Annotated in this window: 16 protein-coding genes; 4 read left to right on the plus strand and 12 right to left on the minus strand. The window is 31.7% G+C overall.

Annotated features, from left to right (window positions below; genetic code table 11):
- Positions 1-51: 51 nt before the first annotated feature.
- A complete protein-coding gene (locus tag EG240_RS11025) occupies positions 52-648 on the minus strand; it encodes a hypothetical protein (RefSeq protein WP_125019446.1) in 597 nt (198 codons plus the stop codon).
- Between the two features lie 13 nt (positions 649-661).
- A complete protein-coding gene (locus tag EG240_RS11030) occupies positions 662-2,206 on the minus strand; it encodes a C10 family peptidase (protein WP_125019447.1) in 1,545 nt (514 codons plus the stop codon).
- Positions 2,207-2,377: 171 nt separating this feature from the next.
- On the opposite strand from EG240_RS11030, the gene EG240_RS11035 reads away from it, so the two are divergent.
- Positions 2,378-2,935, plus strand: a complete 558-nt coding sequence (locus tag EG240_RS11035; protein ID WP_125019448.1) for an autotransporter outer membrane beta-barrel domain-containing protein — start codon at positions 2,378-2,380, stop codon at positions 2,933-2,935.
- 75 nt (positions 2,936-3,010) lie between these two features.
- Here the strand turns inward: EG240_RS11035 and EG240_RS11040 are convergent, their stop codons facing one another.
- Entirely contained in the window at positions 3,011-3,448 is a 438-nt protein-coding gene (locus tag EG240_RS11040; protein WP_125019449.1) for an META domain-containing protein, read from the minus strand.
- Positions 3,449-3,615: 167 nt separating this feature from the next.
- On the opposite strand from EG240_RS11040, the gene EG240_RS11045 reads away from it, so the two are divergent.
- The 3 genes from EG240_RS11045 to EG240_RS11055 are packed head-to-tail and all read left to right on the plus strand — an operon-like array spanning position 3,616 to position 8,004.
- Positions 3,616-4,200 carry a hypothetical protein gene (locus EG240_RS11045; protein ID WP_125019450.1) on the plus strand — a complete coding sequence of 195 codons (585 nt, stop codon included), beginning with the start codon at positions 3,616-3,618 and terminating at the stop codon, positions 4,198-4,200.
- 7 nt (positions 4,201-4,207) lie between these two features.
- Positions 4,208-7,561: a transcription-repair coupling factor gene (gene mfd, locus EG240_RS11050; RefSeq protein WP_125019451.1), complete on the plus strand. Its 3,354-nt coding sequence runs from the start codon at positions 4,208-4,210 to the stop codon at positions 7,559-7,561.
- Positions 7,558-8,004, plus strand: a complete 447-nt coding sequence (locus EG240_RS11055) for an energy transducer TonB (protein ID WP_125019452.1) — start codon at positions 7,558-7,560, stop codon at positions 8,002-8,004. Before mfd ends, EG240_RS11055 begins: the two co-directional genes overlap by 4 nt.
- Positions 8,005-8,050: 46 nt before the next feature.
- On the opposite strand, the gene EG240_RS11060 is transcribed toward EG240_RS11055, so the two are convergent.
- The 9 genes from EG240_RS11060 to ricT all read right to left on the minus strand — a co-directional run bounded on the left by EG240_RS11060 (position 8,051) and on the right by ricT (position 17,386).
- On the minus strand, positions 8,051-8,869 hold the full coding sequence (locus tag EG240_RS11060; RefSeq protein ID WP_125019453.1) for a glycerophosphodiester phosphodiesterase: 819 nt from the start codon (positions 8,867-8,869) through the stop codon (positions 8,051-8,053).
- Positions 8,870-8,985: 116 nt separating this feature from the next.
- On the minus strand, positions 8,986-9,375 hold the full coding sequence (gene yiaA / locus EG240_RS11065; RefSeq protein ID WP_125019454.1) for an inner membrane protein YiaA: 390 nt from the start codon (positions 9,373-9,375) through the stop codon (positions 8,986-8,988).
- Positions 9,376-9,500: 125 nt separating this feature from the next.
- Positions 9,501-10,745 carry an AI-2E family transporter gene (locus EG240_RS11070; RefSeq protein ID WP_125019455.1) on the minus strand — a complete coding sequence of 415 codons (1,245 nt, stop codon included), beginning with the start codon at positions 10,743-10,745 and terminating at the stop codon, positions 9,501-9,503.
- Positions 10,746-10,774: 29 nt separating this feature from the next.
- Positions 10,775-11,431 (minus strand): CoA transferase subunit B, encoded by a 657-nt coding sequence (locus EG240_RS11075; protein ID WP_125019456.1) that lies wholly within the window; start codon positions 11,429-11,431, stop codon positions 10,775-10,777.
- A 72-nt stretch (positions 11,432-11,503) separates the two neighbouring features.
- Positions 11,504-12,175 carry a fibronectin type III domain-containing protein gene (locus EG240_RS11080; RefSeq protein WP_125019457.1) on the minus strand — a complete coding sequence of 224 codons (672 nt, stop codon included), beginning with the start codon at positions 12,173-12,175 and terminating at the stop codon, positions 11,504-11,506.
- A 5-nt stretch (positions 12,176-12,180) separates the two neighbouring features.
- Positions 12,181-12,885, minus strand: coding sequence for a CoA transferase subunit A (locus EG240_RS11085; RefSeq protein WP_125019458.1), 705 nt, complete (start codon positions 12,883-12,885; stop codon positions 12,181-12,183).
- Positions 12,886-13,027: 142 nt separating this feature from the next.
- Entirely contained in the window at positions 13,028-15,379 is a 2,352-nt protein-coding gene (locus EG240_RS11090) for a penicillin-binding protein 1A (protein ID WP_125019459.1), read from the minus strand.
- 5 nt (positions 15,380-15,384) lie between these two features.
- Positions 15,385-15,885 carry a gliding motility lipoprotein GldH gene (locus EG240_RS11095; RefSeq protein WP_125019460.1) on the minus strand — a complete coding sequence of 167 codons (501 nt, stop codon included), beginning with the start codon at positions 15,883-15,885 and terminating at the stop codon, positions 15,385-15,387.
- Entirely contained in the window at positions 15,863-17,386 is a 1,524-nt protein-coding gene (gene ricT, locus EG240_RS11100) for a regulatory iron-sulfur-containing complex subunit RicT (protein WP_125019461.1), read from the minus strand. The genes EG240_RS11095 and ricT overlap by 23 nt, the downstream gene beginning before the upstream one ends.
- Between the last annotated feature and the right edge of the window lie 150 nt (positions 17,387-17,536).

Genomic DNA, 17,536 nt, shown 5'->3' on the forward strand with positions numbered 1-17,536 from the left:
ACAACTAAGTACTAACAAAGCTGTAAATAAAAGGTAAATTAGTTTTTTCATTTATTTTACAATTGTCAACGTCATATATTCTGAGCGACTATTCACAGGCTGTTCCCATCTTAACTCATCATTAACATAAATTTTAGTAGGATAATAATCGGTTTCAGAATTATTTATCAATAAACCTTCTACTTTGATAACATATTCAGTGGCATCCGGAAAGATAATACGATACTTAAGCCATTTTCTTTCATGAAATATGTTCTGTAAGGCTACCGATTTAAACAAATAATCATTTAATTTAAAACAATAACCGACTCCATCGTAATTAACAAACGAAATATACTTAGCAAAAGTATAACTGGTAGAGTAAGGAAATTCATTTTGATAACCATCCAAACCGTAAATATCTATATCAATTAAACTAGCATCAAAAAGTGGATTTTCAATATCAAGAATATTCTCACCAAATTCGTTTTCGAATTTTATCTTCAAAGATAAATTCATATTATAACTTCTATCTGGATCATCCGGATCATTAATTGTGTCGTCTGATGGATTTTCAATAGTTTCGTTATTTTTCAATTGATTATCATCTGATGTATTACAACCAAGTACTAACAAAGCTGTAAATAAAAGGTAAATTAGTTTTTTCATTTTATATTTTTTATTAAGGTTTTATATTAATCACCATTGAACGGTTATAGTAGTATCCCTGATGATATGAGCTTTCATTAACACCATCACCATTTACATCGTAACCTCTTAAATCATTGAAATCTATCAAATCAGTTCCATTATCTTGTCCATGTGGTTTAAAAAGCCCATCTCTATACCAACCGTTATTTGAGGCGAATGTTTGCCCTGCTTTATGCCACCCCCAGTTCATGTGCCAAAACTCTTGTTTAAACTCTTCTTGAAAACTTACTTCGTTTGTAGTATTGTTTGTTACTTTAACTTTTTGGTATTGCTCAAGATATCCGTCACAAACCCACGCATGCCCACCTTCAATCTTGGTTCCAAAAACTTGTTCTCTATTGTTGATAAGAACTTTAATATTGATAGTAGTACTATTTTCTGGTTTTACTGAGTATCCACACAAAACAACAGGCAAGCTATTTTCAACTATATTTTCCCACATCAACAAAGTATTCATATTACTGACATAATGAGCTGATGAATATTTATAAGGTAAAGTATTTGATCGTAATACATCAGCTACTTTATAAATGTGGGCACCAGTACCTTTTGAACAATTACGAGTAGTACCTTGTGTTAAATCATATAAACCTTTCATCAATAAAGAAACACCAGCAGTTTGACTAGTAGTATAAACAGAAACATTTTCTACAACGTCATTTCCTTGTAAATTTACATCTCCAAAGTCATTATGGTATTTCATTATTTGACCAAATGCCACAAAAGTACAACCTGCTAAAAATTTATTATTTGAAGGCATACTAGAACACTTACCTTCCGCATATTCTGTATAATTACTATCATTGTAAAAATCTTGACTTTCGTTATAACCAAGTCCTTGTCCCCACATTATATTATCTAACAAAGGTTCAGTTTTAGTTTCTTCTTTAATATACGGACAACCAACGTTTTCACGAGTAAATGTAGGCCAATCAATAAACACGGGAATACCATTTCTGTCACCAATAAAATAATCACTTGCAGGAGAATTTATACCCAAGGCGTTCCATGAATCATAAACACTTAAATCATAATAATAATTCATTTTATTAAACTGAGAAATTTTAGTTATTCCTAAATCTAGCCAGATGGCTAAATCTCTTGGCATATCTTCCATTTCAAAAGATGCCTCAGTTGAAAAAGCTAAAATAGGCTCTTCTAATTTAGATGCAGAAAGCAATAAAAAACGACTCGTATCTGCATTAAAAAGACACATGGTAGGATTGCTATTTTTATCTAAAATAGTAATGACTTTTTCAACCTGTTGTGGAGTAAAAATTGGAAATTGCACACCAGAACAGGGATCTGGTTGTAATGGATCTGACCCAATCGGTCTTTGTCTTAAAGCAATACTTTTTGCTTCCTCTAAAGTAACTAGTGAAGACGTAGTGGTTCTTGCATTATAATTTTCGAAATTAGATGAAGTTTCTGAAATTTCATCTGGTGACTGGCACGAGGTTATTAGACCAAACGCAAGTAAGTAAGTTTTCTCATAATTAAGTAGTTGATTTAACAATTAATAAAAACTAATATACTAAATTACAATTAGTTAAACTAATTACTTATCAATTATTTTAACAAATAAAAAAAACTAAATAAGTATTTATTGCTATAAATAAAGAATAAACGTAATACTCTTTGGCACATTCTTTGGTTTGTGTTAAAAAAAATCTAAAACTATATCATTATGAAAAAAATTATTTTTATTCTTTCATTAATTTCTACTTCGGCGTTTGCTCAAGACATCAAAAAAGACATCGTTACCATTTCTGCAAATTACAATTGGTCTGAGCCAACTCAATATGGTTTGAGTTTTGAGTTTACAAAAGGTTTTAAAGCAGATGATCGTCTAACTTCTTGGATTTTAAATGCAAGTTATGGTCAACTACAGTTAGATGAGAAAAATTTCGACATTACAGGAAATGGTTTTGTTGTAGATTTAGGAGTAAGAACGTACAAAAACAAAGGTGTTCGTGAAGGTTTATATATTGAAAACTTTATTACACACGGACAAATAAACTTTGATAAGACAATAAACCAAGAACAATTTAAAGGAAAATACAGTTATTGGAGTATTTTTAATCCGAATATTGGATATAAAATTCAATTGACAAAAAATTTGAGCATCGATCCTTCACTTGGATTTAATTGGAAATGGGAAGTTCGCGGTCAAGGTGACGTTGATAACAAATATTTCGATAATTTTGTTTTCAAAGCTGGTGTTAAACTAGGTTATACTTTTTAGAATCACATAAAAAAAGGCTTGTAATTCAGTTGAACTACAAGCCTTTTTCAATTATTATTATTATTAGAAAATTTACTAATTATTGTACTTATTAAATTTTGCTAAAACCTTATCGTTACTTCCCATTAAAACCAATTCATTTCCGATGATTTTATAAGTTTTCACTTGTTCTAAAATTTGTTTAAATCCATTTTCAACAGACATATCTTCACAAAACATCATCGTTGACATTCCTAAACCAAATTCGGCTTTTGAGTTTGTTGCTGAGAAATTTCCGTTAACTGTATTACAACCCGTAATTGCAGAAAAACGCTTATCTGTTTTATCAAAAGATAAGTAAGGAACCGTTCCATTTACTTCTTTATTAATTGCAACATTTGCTACTTCAACAAATTGCCATTTGTTTTTAAATAAAGTATCTTCTGAAGAACCAGAATCAGCTTTTTTTGTTGCACAACTAGAAACTAAAATAACACCTAACATTAGGCTAAGAAAACTTAAAATCTTTTTCATAATAAAATTGTTTTTAAATATTAGCTAAGTTACGAATAAACGGATTAAATTCATATCCAAAACCGTTGATAAAACTAAATAATTCACAAAAAACAACATTCTCATTCCTTAAATTATTTATTATCTAAATATCATTTGTAAATTTGCTCTCTCAACGAATTATTCCTATGAAATACATTTATTTAACACTTATCGGTTTGGTTTTATTTTCTTCTTGCGAAGAGAATGAAAAATCAGCGGAAGAACAACAAATGTTAATTGCACAAAAACGCGATTCGATTTTTAAAACCATCGATGACCAATGGGTAATTCAGATTCCAAAAATCAATCAAAATGTACAAAGTAATTTGGTAAATTGGAAAGAATGGAATGATTTCGAAAAAGAATATCGCATAAAACCAGTTACGTCATTAAGTGCATTTCACAAAAAAGCACAAAGACTTTCTAAACTTGCCGCTGAAATGCAAAATAACATTCCTGAAGTTTACAACAAACCAGATGTAAAAAGTAGAATATTCCTTTTGAATACCAACTTAAATTCATTAGAAATGTTATTGGAATTGGATTTGATTCCTGCTAAAGAAGTTAAAGAATTGTTCGGTAAAATCAACAAAAATTATCAATCATTAGCGAATCAATTCGATGAAATTTTGATTCGAAAAGCCATTCCTATGGAAGTTGGTGAACAAGAAATGATTCAAAGTTTAGACACGATTAAGCGCGCAACATTAAACGCTATTCCAAAAGAATAATCAGAAAATGGATATTAAAAAATTATATAACGATTTCGAAAAAACCAAAAAATTACAAACGCTTTTGCAAAACAAAGGCACAAAAATTTACGCAAAAGGTTTTATCGGATCGGCAACTTCATTTCAAATTGCTTCGTTGTTTCAAGAAAGTGAACATCCATTTTTGTTGATTTTTAAAGATAAAGAAGAAGCTGCTTATTATTTAAATGACTTGGAAACCCTGATAAACAAAGACGATGTGCTTTTTTATCCAGGTTCTTATAAACGTCCGTATCAAATTGAAGAAACGGATAACGCAAATATTCTTTTACGTGCCGAAGTTTTAAACCGAATCAATTCACGTAAAAAACCTGCAATTGTGGTTTCGTATCCCGATGCACTTTTTGAGAAAGTTGTCACTCGAAAAGAGTTGGACAAAAACACCTTGAAAATTGCGATTAATGACCAAATTCAGATTGATTTTGTTAACGAAGTTTTATTTGAGTATAATTTTAAACGTGTTGATTTCGTTGCAGAACCAGGAGAATTTTCGGTTCGCGGTGGAATTATTGATGTGTTTTCGTTTTCGAACGACAATCCATATCGAATTGAATTCTTTGGAAACGAAATTGATAGCATTCGAACGTTCGACGTTGAAACGCAACTTTCATTAGAAACAAAAAAGAAAATCACGATTATACCGAATGTAGAGAACAAATTTCATCAAGAAAATCGTGAATCATTCCTAAAATATATCGGAGAAAAAACCGTTCTTTTCATTCAAGATGCAACGGTTTTACACGAAAAATTGAATCTACTGTATTCTAAAGCTGAAGCTGCATTTGAGAAATTAAATAAAGGCGTTACGCATTTAGAACCGAAACAAATGTTTTTGACAGGAAATGATTTTATCAGTCAAGCTGAAATTTTTTCGGTTGTGGAATTTTCAGACTCTCGCTTATTCGAAACCAAGTTTGAAGTTCCGTTTTATTACAAACCACAACCTTCATTCAACAAACAGTTCGATTTATTAATCAACAACTTAAACGAAAACAGTTTCAACGGATTTAAGAATTATATTTTCTGTTCAAACGATTCACAAGCCAAACGTTTAAAAGAAATTTTTAAATCGTTCCGAAACGAAAACGAGCAAAACGTTGCACAATTCGAAATTGTGGTAACACCACTTTACGAAGGATTTATTGATGAAGAAAATCAAATGGTTTGTTATACCGACCATCAGATTTTTGAACGTTATCATAAATTCAACATCAAAAACGGATATACCAAAAAACAAAATATCACTTTAAAAGAATTAACTTCTTTAACCGTTGGTGATTACGTTACACACATTGACCACGGAATTGGAAAATTTGGTGGTTTGCAAAAAATTCAAGTTGAAGGCAAAACGCAAGAAGCCATTAAATTGGTTTATGCTGATAACGATATTGTTTATGTTAGTATTCACTCGCTTCATAAAATCTCTAAATTCAACGGAAAAGAAGGTTCACCTCCAAAAATATATAAGCTTGGTTCAAATGCTTGGAAAGCTTTAAAACAAAAAACCAAAGCTCGAGTTAAACATATTGCGTTTAACTTGATTCAGCTTTACGCCAAACGTCGTTTAGAAAAAGGTTTTGCTTGTGCTCCGGATAGTTATCTTCAGGCCGAATTAGAAAGCTCGTTCATTTATGAAGATACACCAGACCAAATGAAATCTACATTGGATGTAAAAACCGATATGGAAAGCGACCGCCCAATGGACCGATTGGTTTGCGGCGATGTTGGTTTTGGAAAAACGGAAGTTGCGATTCGTGCGGCATTCAAAGCAGTTGATAACGGAAAACAAGTTGCGGTTTTGGTGCCAACAACCATTTTGGCATTTCAACATTTCAAAACGTTTAGCGAGCGTTTAGAAAACATGCCAGTAAAAGTAGCTTATATGAATCGTTTTAAGACAGCGAAACAAAAAGCAGAAACATTAAAAGAACTTGCTGAAGGTAAAGTTGACATTGTTATTGGAACACATCAATTGGTAAATAAAAATGTGGTTTTTAAAGATTTAGGTTTACTGATTATCGATGAAGAGCAAAAGTTTGGAGTTGCGGTAAAAGACAAGTTAAAAACCATTGCTCAAAATATTGATACGTTAACATTGACAGCAACGCCGATTCCGAGAACCTTACAATTCTCATTAATGGCAGCTCGAGATTTATCTGTAATTACAACGCCGCCACCAAATCGTTATCCGATTGAGACAAATGTGGTTGGCTTTAACGAAGAGATTATTCGCGATGCGATTTCGTATGAAATTGAACGTGGTGGTCAAGTTTATTTTATCAATAACCGAATTGAAAACATCAAAGAAGTTGCTGGAATGATTCAACGTTTGGTTCCAAATGCAAAAGTTGGAGTCGGTCACGGACAACTAGAAGGTAAAAAATTAGAAGAATTACTTCTAGCTTTTATGGATGGTGAATTCGATGTTTTGGTTGCAACAACCATTATCGAAAGTGGTTTAGATGTACCAAACGCAAATACCATTTTCGTAAACAACGCAAACAATTTCGGTTTATCAGATTTACATCAAATGCGTGGTCGTGTTGGACGAAGCAATAAAAAAGCTTTCTGTTATTTTATCTGTCCGCCGTATTCGTCAATGACCGAAGATGCACGTAAGCGAATTCAGGCTTTAGAGCAATTTAGTGATTTAGGAAGCGGTTTAAACATCGCAATGAAAGATTTAGAAATTCGTGGAGCAGGAGATTTATTAGGTGGTGAACAAAGTGGATTCATAAATGATATTGGTTTTGATACCTATCAGAAAATTATGAATGAAGCCATTGAAGAATTGAAAGAAAATGAGTTTAAAGATTTATATGAAGAAGATAATAATATCGAAAACAAAGTTTATGTAAAAGATATTGTGATTGAATCTGATTTCGAGATTCTTTTCCCAGATGAATATGTGAATAATGTAACTGAAAGATTAAATTTATATAACGATTTAAATCTGATTAAAACTGAAGATAAATTAATCGAATTCGAAAAACAATTAATCGACCGTTTTGGACCACTTCCGCGTCAAGCAAAAGCTTTGTTGGATAGTGTTCGCATCAAATGGATTGCTACAAATGCTGGAATTGAAAAGCTTTTATTAAAACAAGGAAAAATGGTTGGTTATTTTATTGCCGACCAACAATCAGATTTCTATCAATCAAACCGATTTAGAAAAGTACTTTTATTTGTACAATCTTACGGAAATGTTTGTAAAATGAAAGAAAAACAAACCAAGAATGGTTTACGATTATTATTAACTTTTGACAATTTAAAAAGTATTAGTAAAGCGTTAGAATATATGCAAAAACTAAATGGGTTATGAGAAAGTTAATCGCTTTATTAATAATTGGATTTCAATTTCAATTTGGATTTTCACAAATAACTGAAATAGAAAACTTGATCGTTCAAGATACGATTGTAGCTCCAATTCCTGTAATTGTTGACGCAAGTTATAAAGGTGGAATTAATAATTTTTATAATTATGTTTCAAACAATTTCAATTATAATAATTTAAAAAAATCCGATGTAACCGAAGAATTCAAAAACAGAGACATAATGACCATTTATGTTCAGTTTTCTATTAACGAAGAAGGTAAACCTGTAGATTTTAAACCGATGAATCTAACAGAAGAAAATACGTTTTATACAGAAACAGTTCGGGTTATAAGCTCAAGTAAATGGAAACCTGCCACAAAGGATGGTGTTGTTTTTAATCAAGAATTCCGAATTCCGATTCAAGCTTATATCAGGGATTTTATAGAATAAATAAAAGCCGTTATTAATCGAGATTGATTAATAACGGCTTTTTGATTTAATTCACTTTCATCCAAGTCGCATTATTTTTTAAGAAAGTATAAACTTCCAATGGGACATCAGAACATAAATAATCAGCTCCTAAAGCATAACCTAATACAAAATCGTCAACTGTTTTTCCTGGCCAAAGCGATACAACGAAACCTTGCTCTTGCGCATTTTTAACCATCGCACGATTGGTTCCTCCAATATTACATCCAATTCTATTTATTCCTAATTCTTTAGCCTGATTTAAAACATCTTCAGACAAAGGTTTACTTGTTATAAATAATAAATCTTCGGTTTGATATTTATTTTTTAAATAAGTCAGAGGGCGTTTATCGAAAGAAGTAAGTAGATAAGTTGAGCTTTCTGGTTTGTTTTTATAAACTTGTTCAAATAACTGTTCCGAAAATTTTTGAACTACTTGATCTGTATAATCATCAGTTCGTGTTTTCATTTCAAATTCTACGTATAGTCCTGGATATTGATTAAAGAAATCTAAAGCTTCATCCAGAAATAAAATTTGATTTCCTTTTTTTGTTTTGATTTCCTTTAATTCAGCAGCAGTCATATTTTCAACTGTACCTGAACCTTGCATTGTACGGTCAATTGTATGATCATGAATTACTACAATTTCGTTATCTTTTGTAATATGAACATCAATTTCAAAACCACGTAATCCGTGATTATAACTTGTCTGAAATGCCGACAATGTATTTTCGTCTAATTCATAAGCACCATCACGATGAGCGAATAAAGTTGGTGTACGTTCTTGAGCTAAAAAAGTTTGATACGAAAGTAAAATTGTAAAAAGTAATGATAAATAAAGCTTCATAATTTATATTTTTAAAAAGTCAAAAATACAGTTTGAAGTTATTTAATATATTTCTTTAAAGTTATATGAATATTAAAAAAGCACCTCAAATAATGAGATGCTTTCAATCAAATTATTTACGAAGATAAATTATCGCGTGTATTCTTCTGAACAGAAATAGCTCCAAAAAGGGCTAATAAAAATGCAAATGCATAAAAACCTTTTTCACTTGGCAGAATATCTGCATTTACTAATCCGATAATCAATAAAGTAATTGAAGATAAAGTTCCAAACCAACAAATTCCATAATAAATATCAGTCACAGGAATGTTTTCTAATCTATCTCTAACTGCTTTTTGTAATGAAATAACTGCAAATAAGCCATAAAGTAAAATGGTAAAATAATACCCTTTCTCATTAAGTAACATTTCAGCGCGTACTAATCCGACAATGAAACCGACAACACCTGCTAGAAGTGCAATCCATGAAGCGGCCACAAAAGCCATTGATGTTTTTTGATTTTTCATATTTTTTTTATTCAAATATAAAATTATTATTAACATTTTCAACAAATCAAAAGATAAAAAGACACTTCAGATTTTGAAAAGAATAAAAAAAGCACCTCAAATAATGAGATGCTTTAGATGTTTTATTACTTATTTTCTTCTGAATCTTTCTCGTTTAAATTATCCGATTCAATATTTAAGTCTTCTGAAGTTGAATTATCAATATTCTTAGAAGTTGTATATTTCTTATAATATTTATCAAAAATTGGAGTTAATTGATCGTCTTCACCTAATAAGAAACCAAATGGTCTTAAATCAAGAACAGCATCAAAAACAACTTTCAATATGGCTAATGTTGGAATTGCTATAAACATACCTGCAACTCCCCATAAACTTTCTGCAACGATAATTCCAAAGAAAACAACAAACGCATTTAAAGAAACTTTCGAGCCAATAACTTTTGGAGTTACCACATTGTTATCAATTGAGTTTACTACAATAACTGATAAAAATAACCATAAAATATCACTTGGTTCCCCCGTTGCTAATGTTACCATTGCAGCGATAACCGTTGCAGAGAAAATTCCAACGTAAGGAATTAAATTCATCACAGCGCAAAGGACGGCAAACAAAATGGCGTATTTAATTCCAATAATTGAAAAGGCAATTATCAATGCTGTTGCAATAAAAGTCATCTGAATTAATAATCCAAAGATATATTGTTTAATAATACTTTGAACTGAACAAACGGTTTCACGAACTTGATCTTGATGTTCGGGTCTAAAACACCAAACTAGGAATTTTACAAAATGCCTTCTATATAATAAAAAGAAAAACACGTATAAAAACACAAATGCCGCTGAGGCAATCACACCTGTAAACGAAATAATTATATCTCCTAAAATTTTGGAATTCTTTTGTAAAGTTGCAATTGCTTGCTTATTAATATATTCGAGTTGATCTTGTTTAGTTACTCCAAATTTTTCACTGATAAAATCAGCACCTTGATCAAACAAAATCTGCGTTTTATGTTCGAATTCAGGAACATCGCTTGCAAAACCAACTACTTGTTTACCTATAAAAAAAACGATTCCTAAAACAAATAAAGAAAATAATATTGGAGAAATAAATGAAGTTATCAATCTGGAAAACTTTAATTTTTTCTCCATGTAATCTGAAAGTGGAACCAATAACATTGCTACAAGAAATCCGATAAATAAAGGAACTAAGGTGCTTTCTCCAATTACTGCAACATAGACAATTGCAATTATACTAACTAAAACGCAAGCTAGTTTAATAACAAAAGGAACTGTTTCATTTTTAATTGGTACTTTAAGTTCTTCTGCTTCTTGTTGTAATAATCTATCTCTGATTTCTTCTTCGTTATTCATATTCTTTTCTTTCAGATTAATAATTTTATTTAGAATGTCATTTCAGGAATGTCTCCTTCAATGATTAACTCAGCTTCTGTAGCAGCAATAACATCAGCTACAGTAACCCCTGGAGCTGTTTCAAGAAGCTTAAATCCGTTTGGAGTGATTTCTAAAACAGCTAATTCTGTTACAACTTTTTTAACGCATCCAACACCTGTTAATGGTAATGTGCATTTTTTTAAGATTTTAGATTCACCAGCTTTATTAACGTGCATCATTGCTACGATAATATTCTCTGCTGATGCAACTAAATCCATTGCGCCTCCCATTCCTTTAACCATTTTCCCAGGAATTTTCCAATTGGCAATATCTCCATTTTCATTAACTTCCATTGCGCCAAGAATCGTTAAATCTACGTGTTGTGAACGAATCATACCGAAACTCATAGCTGAATCAAAAAATGAAGCACCTGGTAAAGTGGTAATTGTTTGTTTTCCTGCGTTGATTAAATCCGGATCTTCTTCTCCTTCGTAAGGAAAAGGTCCCATTCCAAGAACTCCATTTTCACTTTGAAATTCAACATTCATTCCTTCAGGAACATAATTTGCAACTAAAGTTGGAATACCAATTCCTAAATTTACATAAAAACCATCTTGCAATTCTTTTGCAATACGTTTTGCAATTCCTATTTTATCTAAAGCCATATTGAAATATGATTTGATTTATGATAATTTAATTTAAAAAATTAAATTAATTATTTTATACATTTCTTTTAACTACTCATTGTAAAATGAATACGGACCACTCCAAGAACTCCATCCTCTTCCTTCGGTACAGTACGATCTTACATAAAAATCATAAGTTCTACTAGATTGCAAATTAAGATTTGCAAAGTTTAAACTCATATCACCACTAGGGATATTTACAATAGTTCCATTTCCTAAATTAAATCCTTTCAAACTATATTGAACTTGATATTGAGAAGAAGTATCTCCATTTGGATCAGACCAATAAATTAAATCGACTCCCAAATGAACTTGATCAGGTCGTGCACAAAATGATTTAATTAATATCGTTTGAGGCGAAAACCAATCGCTCAAATTTCCATTATTACAAACAGCCCTTACGTGAACTTTATAAGTTTTATCAAATTCTACAAAGTTTTCTTGTAAATCTATTGTTCCTGTATTCTGATCAACATCAATTAAAACACTATTATATTCAGGTGAAGATGTTTGCGAGAGAAGCTGAAATGATATTTGATAACCTTGTATATTTCCAGTTGCTTGAATTTTGTAAGTTAACTTATCAATATTTTGTGAAATTGAGAAGCTTGATACTGTTGCGCATTTTTCAACTAAATTAGCATTATCGTCACTTTTACTACAACTACCTGTGGCTAAAATTAGAGCAAGTGCAATCGGGACAGAATATAATTTTAATTTCATTTCTTTTATTGATCTTTTTTTCTTACAGTTCGTTGTTCAATTCTCTTCTCGTACTTTTCGCCTTGGAAAATACGTTTAACAAAAATCCCTGGAATGTGAATTTCGTTTGGGTCTAAAGTTCCAGCAGGTACCAATTCTTCAACTTCAGCGATGGTAATTTTACCCGCGCCAGCCATACATGAATTGAAATTACGAGCAGTTCCTTTAAAAATTAAATTACCAGCTTCGTCACCTTTCCAAGCTTTAACGATTGCAAAATCTGCTTTATATGCTTCTTCCAAAACATACATTTTGTTGTTGTATTCTCGAGTTTCTTTTCCTTCAGCTACTTCAGTTCCGTAACCAGCAGGTGTAAAAAAAGCAGGAATTCCAGCTTGAGCCGCACGACATTTTTCTGCTAATGTTCCTTGAGGAGTTAATTCTACATCTAATTCACCGCTTAACATCTGACGTTCGAACTCTGCATTTTCACCAACGTAAGAAGAAATCATCTTTTTGATTTGACGTTTTTGAAGTAATAATCCCAATCCAAAATCATCAACTCCTGCGTTGTTTGAAATACATGTCAATCCTGTAATATTTTTTCTAACTAATTCATCAATAGAATTTTCAGGAATTCCACATAAACCAAATCCACCCAACATAATTGTTTGATTATCTTTCACATCAAACAATGCTTCTTGTGCATTAGTTACCTTTTTATTAATCATAATAGTAGTTTAAGTTAATGGCAATAAAAATATAAAAAAAAAACGACCTTTTTTAATAAAAGGTCGTTTTAAAATATTAGCGAAAAAATATGTTGAAATACTTTAAAAGTTTAATAATATAAAATTCTCAAAGTATTATTCTTTAAAAATCAAACTCTTCTACCACACTTTGTTTTGGAGCAGCAAGCGAATCCTTTTTGGCTGAACCAGGAGCAACACCGCCTAAAGAATCAACAACAGTAGCTGTTCGTTTCCAGCAATCTACGTTGACGCTTAGGTTTGCAGGTCTTTCAAAATCTTCTTTAGATACGTGTAATGTTTTATCGTTATAACATTTTCTCATATAGATTGCCCAAATTGGTAATGCCATTGTTGCACCTTGTCCATAAGCAGTAGATTTGAAATGCGCTGCACGATCTTCATTTCCTACCCAAACACCAGTCGCTAAATTTGGAACCATTCCAATAAACCAACCATCACTATTGTTTTGAGTAGTTCCTGTTTTACCAGCAATCGGATTCGTAAATCCATATGGATAACCAGTCATTACGTGGTAACCTGCTCCACCTGAACCTGTATAACGTAATCTTCCACCTGAACCACCTTCGGTAACACCTGTAAGAAGCTTAACAATTGCATAAGCAATATCTTTACTCATTACGTCTTTTGTTTCTGGTTGAGATTCAAAAAGTACAACTCCGTTTTTATCAGTAATCTTATTTACGAATCTAGGTTTTACATAAACTCCGTGATTTGCAAACGTACTATAAGCAGCAACCATGTCACTAACTGTGATTTCAACAGCTCCTAAAGAAATGGCTGGTGAAGCTGGAATATCTGCTTTTACGCCTAATTCTCTCGTTAAATCAATAACAGCTTTTGGACCAACTCGATCCATCAGTTTAGCAGTAACGGTATTCAAAGATTGAGCTAATGCATATTTTAAGTTTACCAATCCATAATATTTGCCACCTGAGTTTTTAGGTGACCAATCTTTTGAAATTCCATAACGTCCTTTAGGCATCGTAAATTGAGAATCGTAAATAGAATCACATGGTGACATACCTAATTGTTCAATTGCAGTTGCATAAACAAATGGTTTGAAAGTTGAACCAACTTGTCTAGCACCTTGAGCAACGTGATCGTATTGGAAATACTTATAATCAATTCCGCCAACCCATGCTTTAATATCTCCGTTTAATGGATCCATTGACATCATTCCTGTTTGAAGGAAATGTTTATAATAAATAATTGAATCTCTCGGAGTCATTAAAGTATCTTTTGCGCCTTTCCATGTAAACACTTCCATTTTGGTTTTTACACCAAAAGATTTAATGATATCTTCTTCAGATTTTCCTTCATTGGTCATTTGTTTCCAACGTTCAGAATTACGCATTGCACGTTCAATAATCTTTTCTGATTCAGATTTAGATAATTGAATAAATGGTGCGTTGTTATTGCCTTTTTGTTGTTTGAAAAATTCTTTCTGAAGATTGCTCAAATGTTCTTGAACAGCTTCTTCAGCGTAGTTTTGCATACGCGAATCTAACGTTGTATAAATACGTAATCCATCTCTGTAAATATCATACGTTGAACCATCTTTCTTTGGGTTTTCTTTTACCCATTTACGCATATAATCACGAAGATATTCTCTAAAATAAGTTCCAACACCTTCTGTGTGTGTGTCTGGAGAATAATCAATAACAATTGGCATTGCTTGATATTTCAGCTTTTCTGCCTCAGTTAAATAACCATTTCTTTCCATTTGATGTAACACAATGTTACGTCTTGCTTGCGAACGTTCTGGATTGAAACGTGGATTAAACTTAGATGGAGCTTGAAGCATTCCTACCAAAACCGCACTTTCTTCAACTGTCAAATCTTTAGGTTCTTTATTGAAATAAATATTTGATGCTGAACGAATTCCATACGCATTACTTACGAAATCAACTGTGTTTAAGTAATATGCTAAAATCTCATCTTTGGTATATTGACGTTCTAATTTAACAGCGATAATCCATTCTTTGAATTTTTGAATTCCACGTAGTACGATGTTTTTTGAACCCGAACTTCCGTGAAATAAATTTTTTGCCAACTGTTGCGTAATTGTACTTGCACCACCGCTGGTTCCTAATCCACTAATTGCGCGTAAAGTTCCACGCCCATCGATTCCTGAATGCGAACGAAAACGCTCATCTTCAGTTGCGATTAACGCATCTACAAGATGTTGTGGTAAATCTGAATATTTAACAGGAACACGATTTTCTAAATAAAATTTTCCGATTGTTTTTCCGTCTGCAGAAATAATTTCTGTTGCAACACTTGACAACGGATTTTCTAATTCATCGAAAGTTGGCATCGAGCCAAAAACTCCCCAATTGATTAGCAAAAAGAATAAAACTACAGAAGAAATACCTCCTGCAAATAATTTCCAAAAGAGTTTTAAATACTTTTTGTTATCTGTTTTATTCTCGTTTGTATTAACTTTTTTCATAAAAATTAATTGATATTTTCTATTCTAAATCCAACATCTGAAACTCCTAATAATAAAGAATCTCCTTTTACTTTTCCGTTAGCACGCACTGCATGTTCTATCTCGACAGTATATGTTCCTGTCGAAGGAAATTTATAATCTTCTCTATAAAACAATTTACTTTCTTTATAATCAGTAAATCCATTTCCTAATAGTGTTCCATCCGGATTTGCCATTTGATATTGTAATGTATCAACAAATCTGTCTCCGTTAGGATTTGACATTTTAACAATTAGAAACAAATTGTTATACGGATAATCCGAGTTGTTTCTAATATTAACAAATAAATTAAATGGATTCAAAGTATCTTTTTGTTCAAATGTAAATTTCTTTACATCTGATTTGTTCCATTCACCATTTGTTGATTGATATTCATCAAAAAACTGCTTTTCATCACAACTTACAAAAGTAAAAGCAAGTGATAAAACAGAAACGGCTACTAATTTATTTAGTATCTTGATTGTCATTTTTTTTAGGTCTGAACGGTTTATGTTTTGACTTAGGTTTTTGATTCGGATTCGGATTTACATTAACTGTTTCACTTGATTGCTCAGGTTTAACTGAAGGTTCTTTAACTTCAGGTTTACGATTCGGATTTGGATTCACGGAATCGTTTGTTCTTTCAGGTTTTACTGATCGCTCTTTAGCTACAGGCTTTTGTTTTCCTTTTTGATTCAGATTTACATTTGGCGTTGCATTTGTATTTTCCGTATTGTTTTTTTGAACTCTTGGTTCTTGTTTTGGTTTATTCTCAACTTTTGGACGATTAACCTGCTTAGGACGATTGTCTAATTTCGGTTTAGGTTCGTTAGTTGTAGTTGCTTCTGCCTCGGTAGAAACAGGTTTTCTTTTTCTATTTGGTTTTTTCTTTTTCTTTGGTTGATCAAATCTTGAAAGATTATCTTCACCAACAGCATTTTCGAAAATCTTTTCAGTAGAAATGGTTTCTTCAACATAATCTTCTAAAGAAGAAACTTTTTTGCCTTCTTTATTGATTTCAATCATTTCTTTAACATCTTCGACTTTTAATACAATCCAATTTGCATAATTTGATGTATAAGCAAACCACATATTACCTTTGAAAATATCTATTTTCTGACAAACAGCATCTCCATTTTCGGTAGAAAGTCGTGTTTCGATATCTGGTATTCCTTTTAAAGCATCTAAATAAGTATCTAGCTCAAAGTTCAAACAACATTTTAATTTACCACATTGTCCAGCTAATTTTTGAGGATTTAAAGACAATTGCTGATAACGAGCTGCAGAAGTATTTACACTTCTGAAATCAGTTAACCAAGTTGAACAACAAAGTTCACGTCCACAAGAACCGATCCCGCCTAAACGTGAAGCTTCTTGACGGAAACCAACTTGTTTCATTTCAATTCGAATACTAAATTCTTTAGCGAAATCCTTAATCAATTGACGAAAATCGACACGGTCATTTGCTGTGTAATAAAACGTAGCTTTTGATGCATCTCCTTGAAATTCGATGTCAGAAATTTTCATTTCCAACTGCAATTTAATCGCCAATTCACGAGCACGAACCTTCATTGGTTCTTCTTTTTCGCGAGCTTCTGTCCAAATATCAATATCCTTTTGAGAAGCTTTTCTGTAAATTTTCAAGATTTCACCATCAGGATTCACCTTTTTCTTTTTCATTTGAACGCGAACCAATTCACCCGTCAAGGTAACAATTCCGATATCATGTCCCGGAGCTGCCTCAGTTGCGACAATATCACCAATGCTTAGTGATAATTTATCTATATTTTGATAGAAATCTTTTCTTCCATTTTTGAAGCGAACTTCAACTACATCAAAAGGTTCAAATCCAGATGGATATTGCATGTTTGATAACCAATCGAAAACCGTTAGTTTATTACAACTATCCGTTCCGCAAGTTCCGTTACTTTGACAACCTCTTGGTGTACCTGAATTGCTATTTTTTGTTGAACAATTTGTACAAGCCATATTATATATTTACCAACCTTAGTTGTTATAAATCGATTAAAAAATTATGTAAAGATAGTATTTTTTCGTGTTTGGATATTTATTTTAATTTTTCTTTATGCCATCCCGAATTTATAAAGATAAGTTTTTTTAATAAAACGAAAATAATTG

Source organism: Paenimyroides tangerinum, assembly GCF_003865405.1.
GTDB classification, from domain to species: Bacteria; Bacteroidota; Bacteroidia; order Flavobacteriales; family Flavobacteriaceae; genus Flavobacterium; species Flavobacterium tangerinum.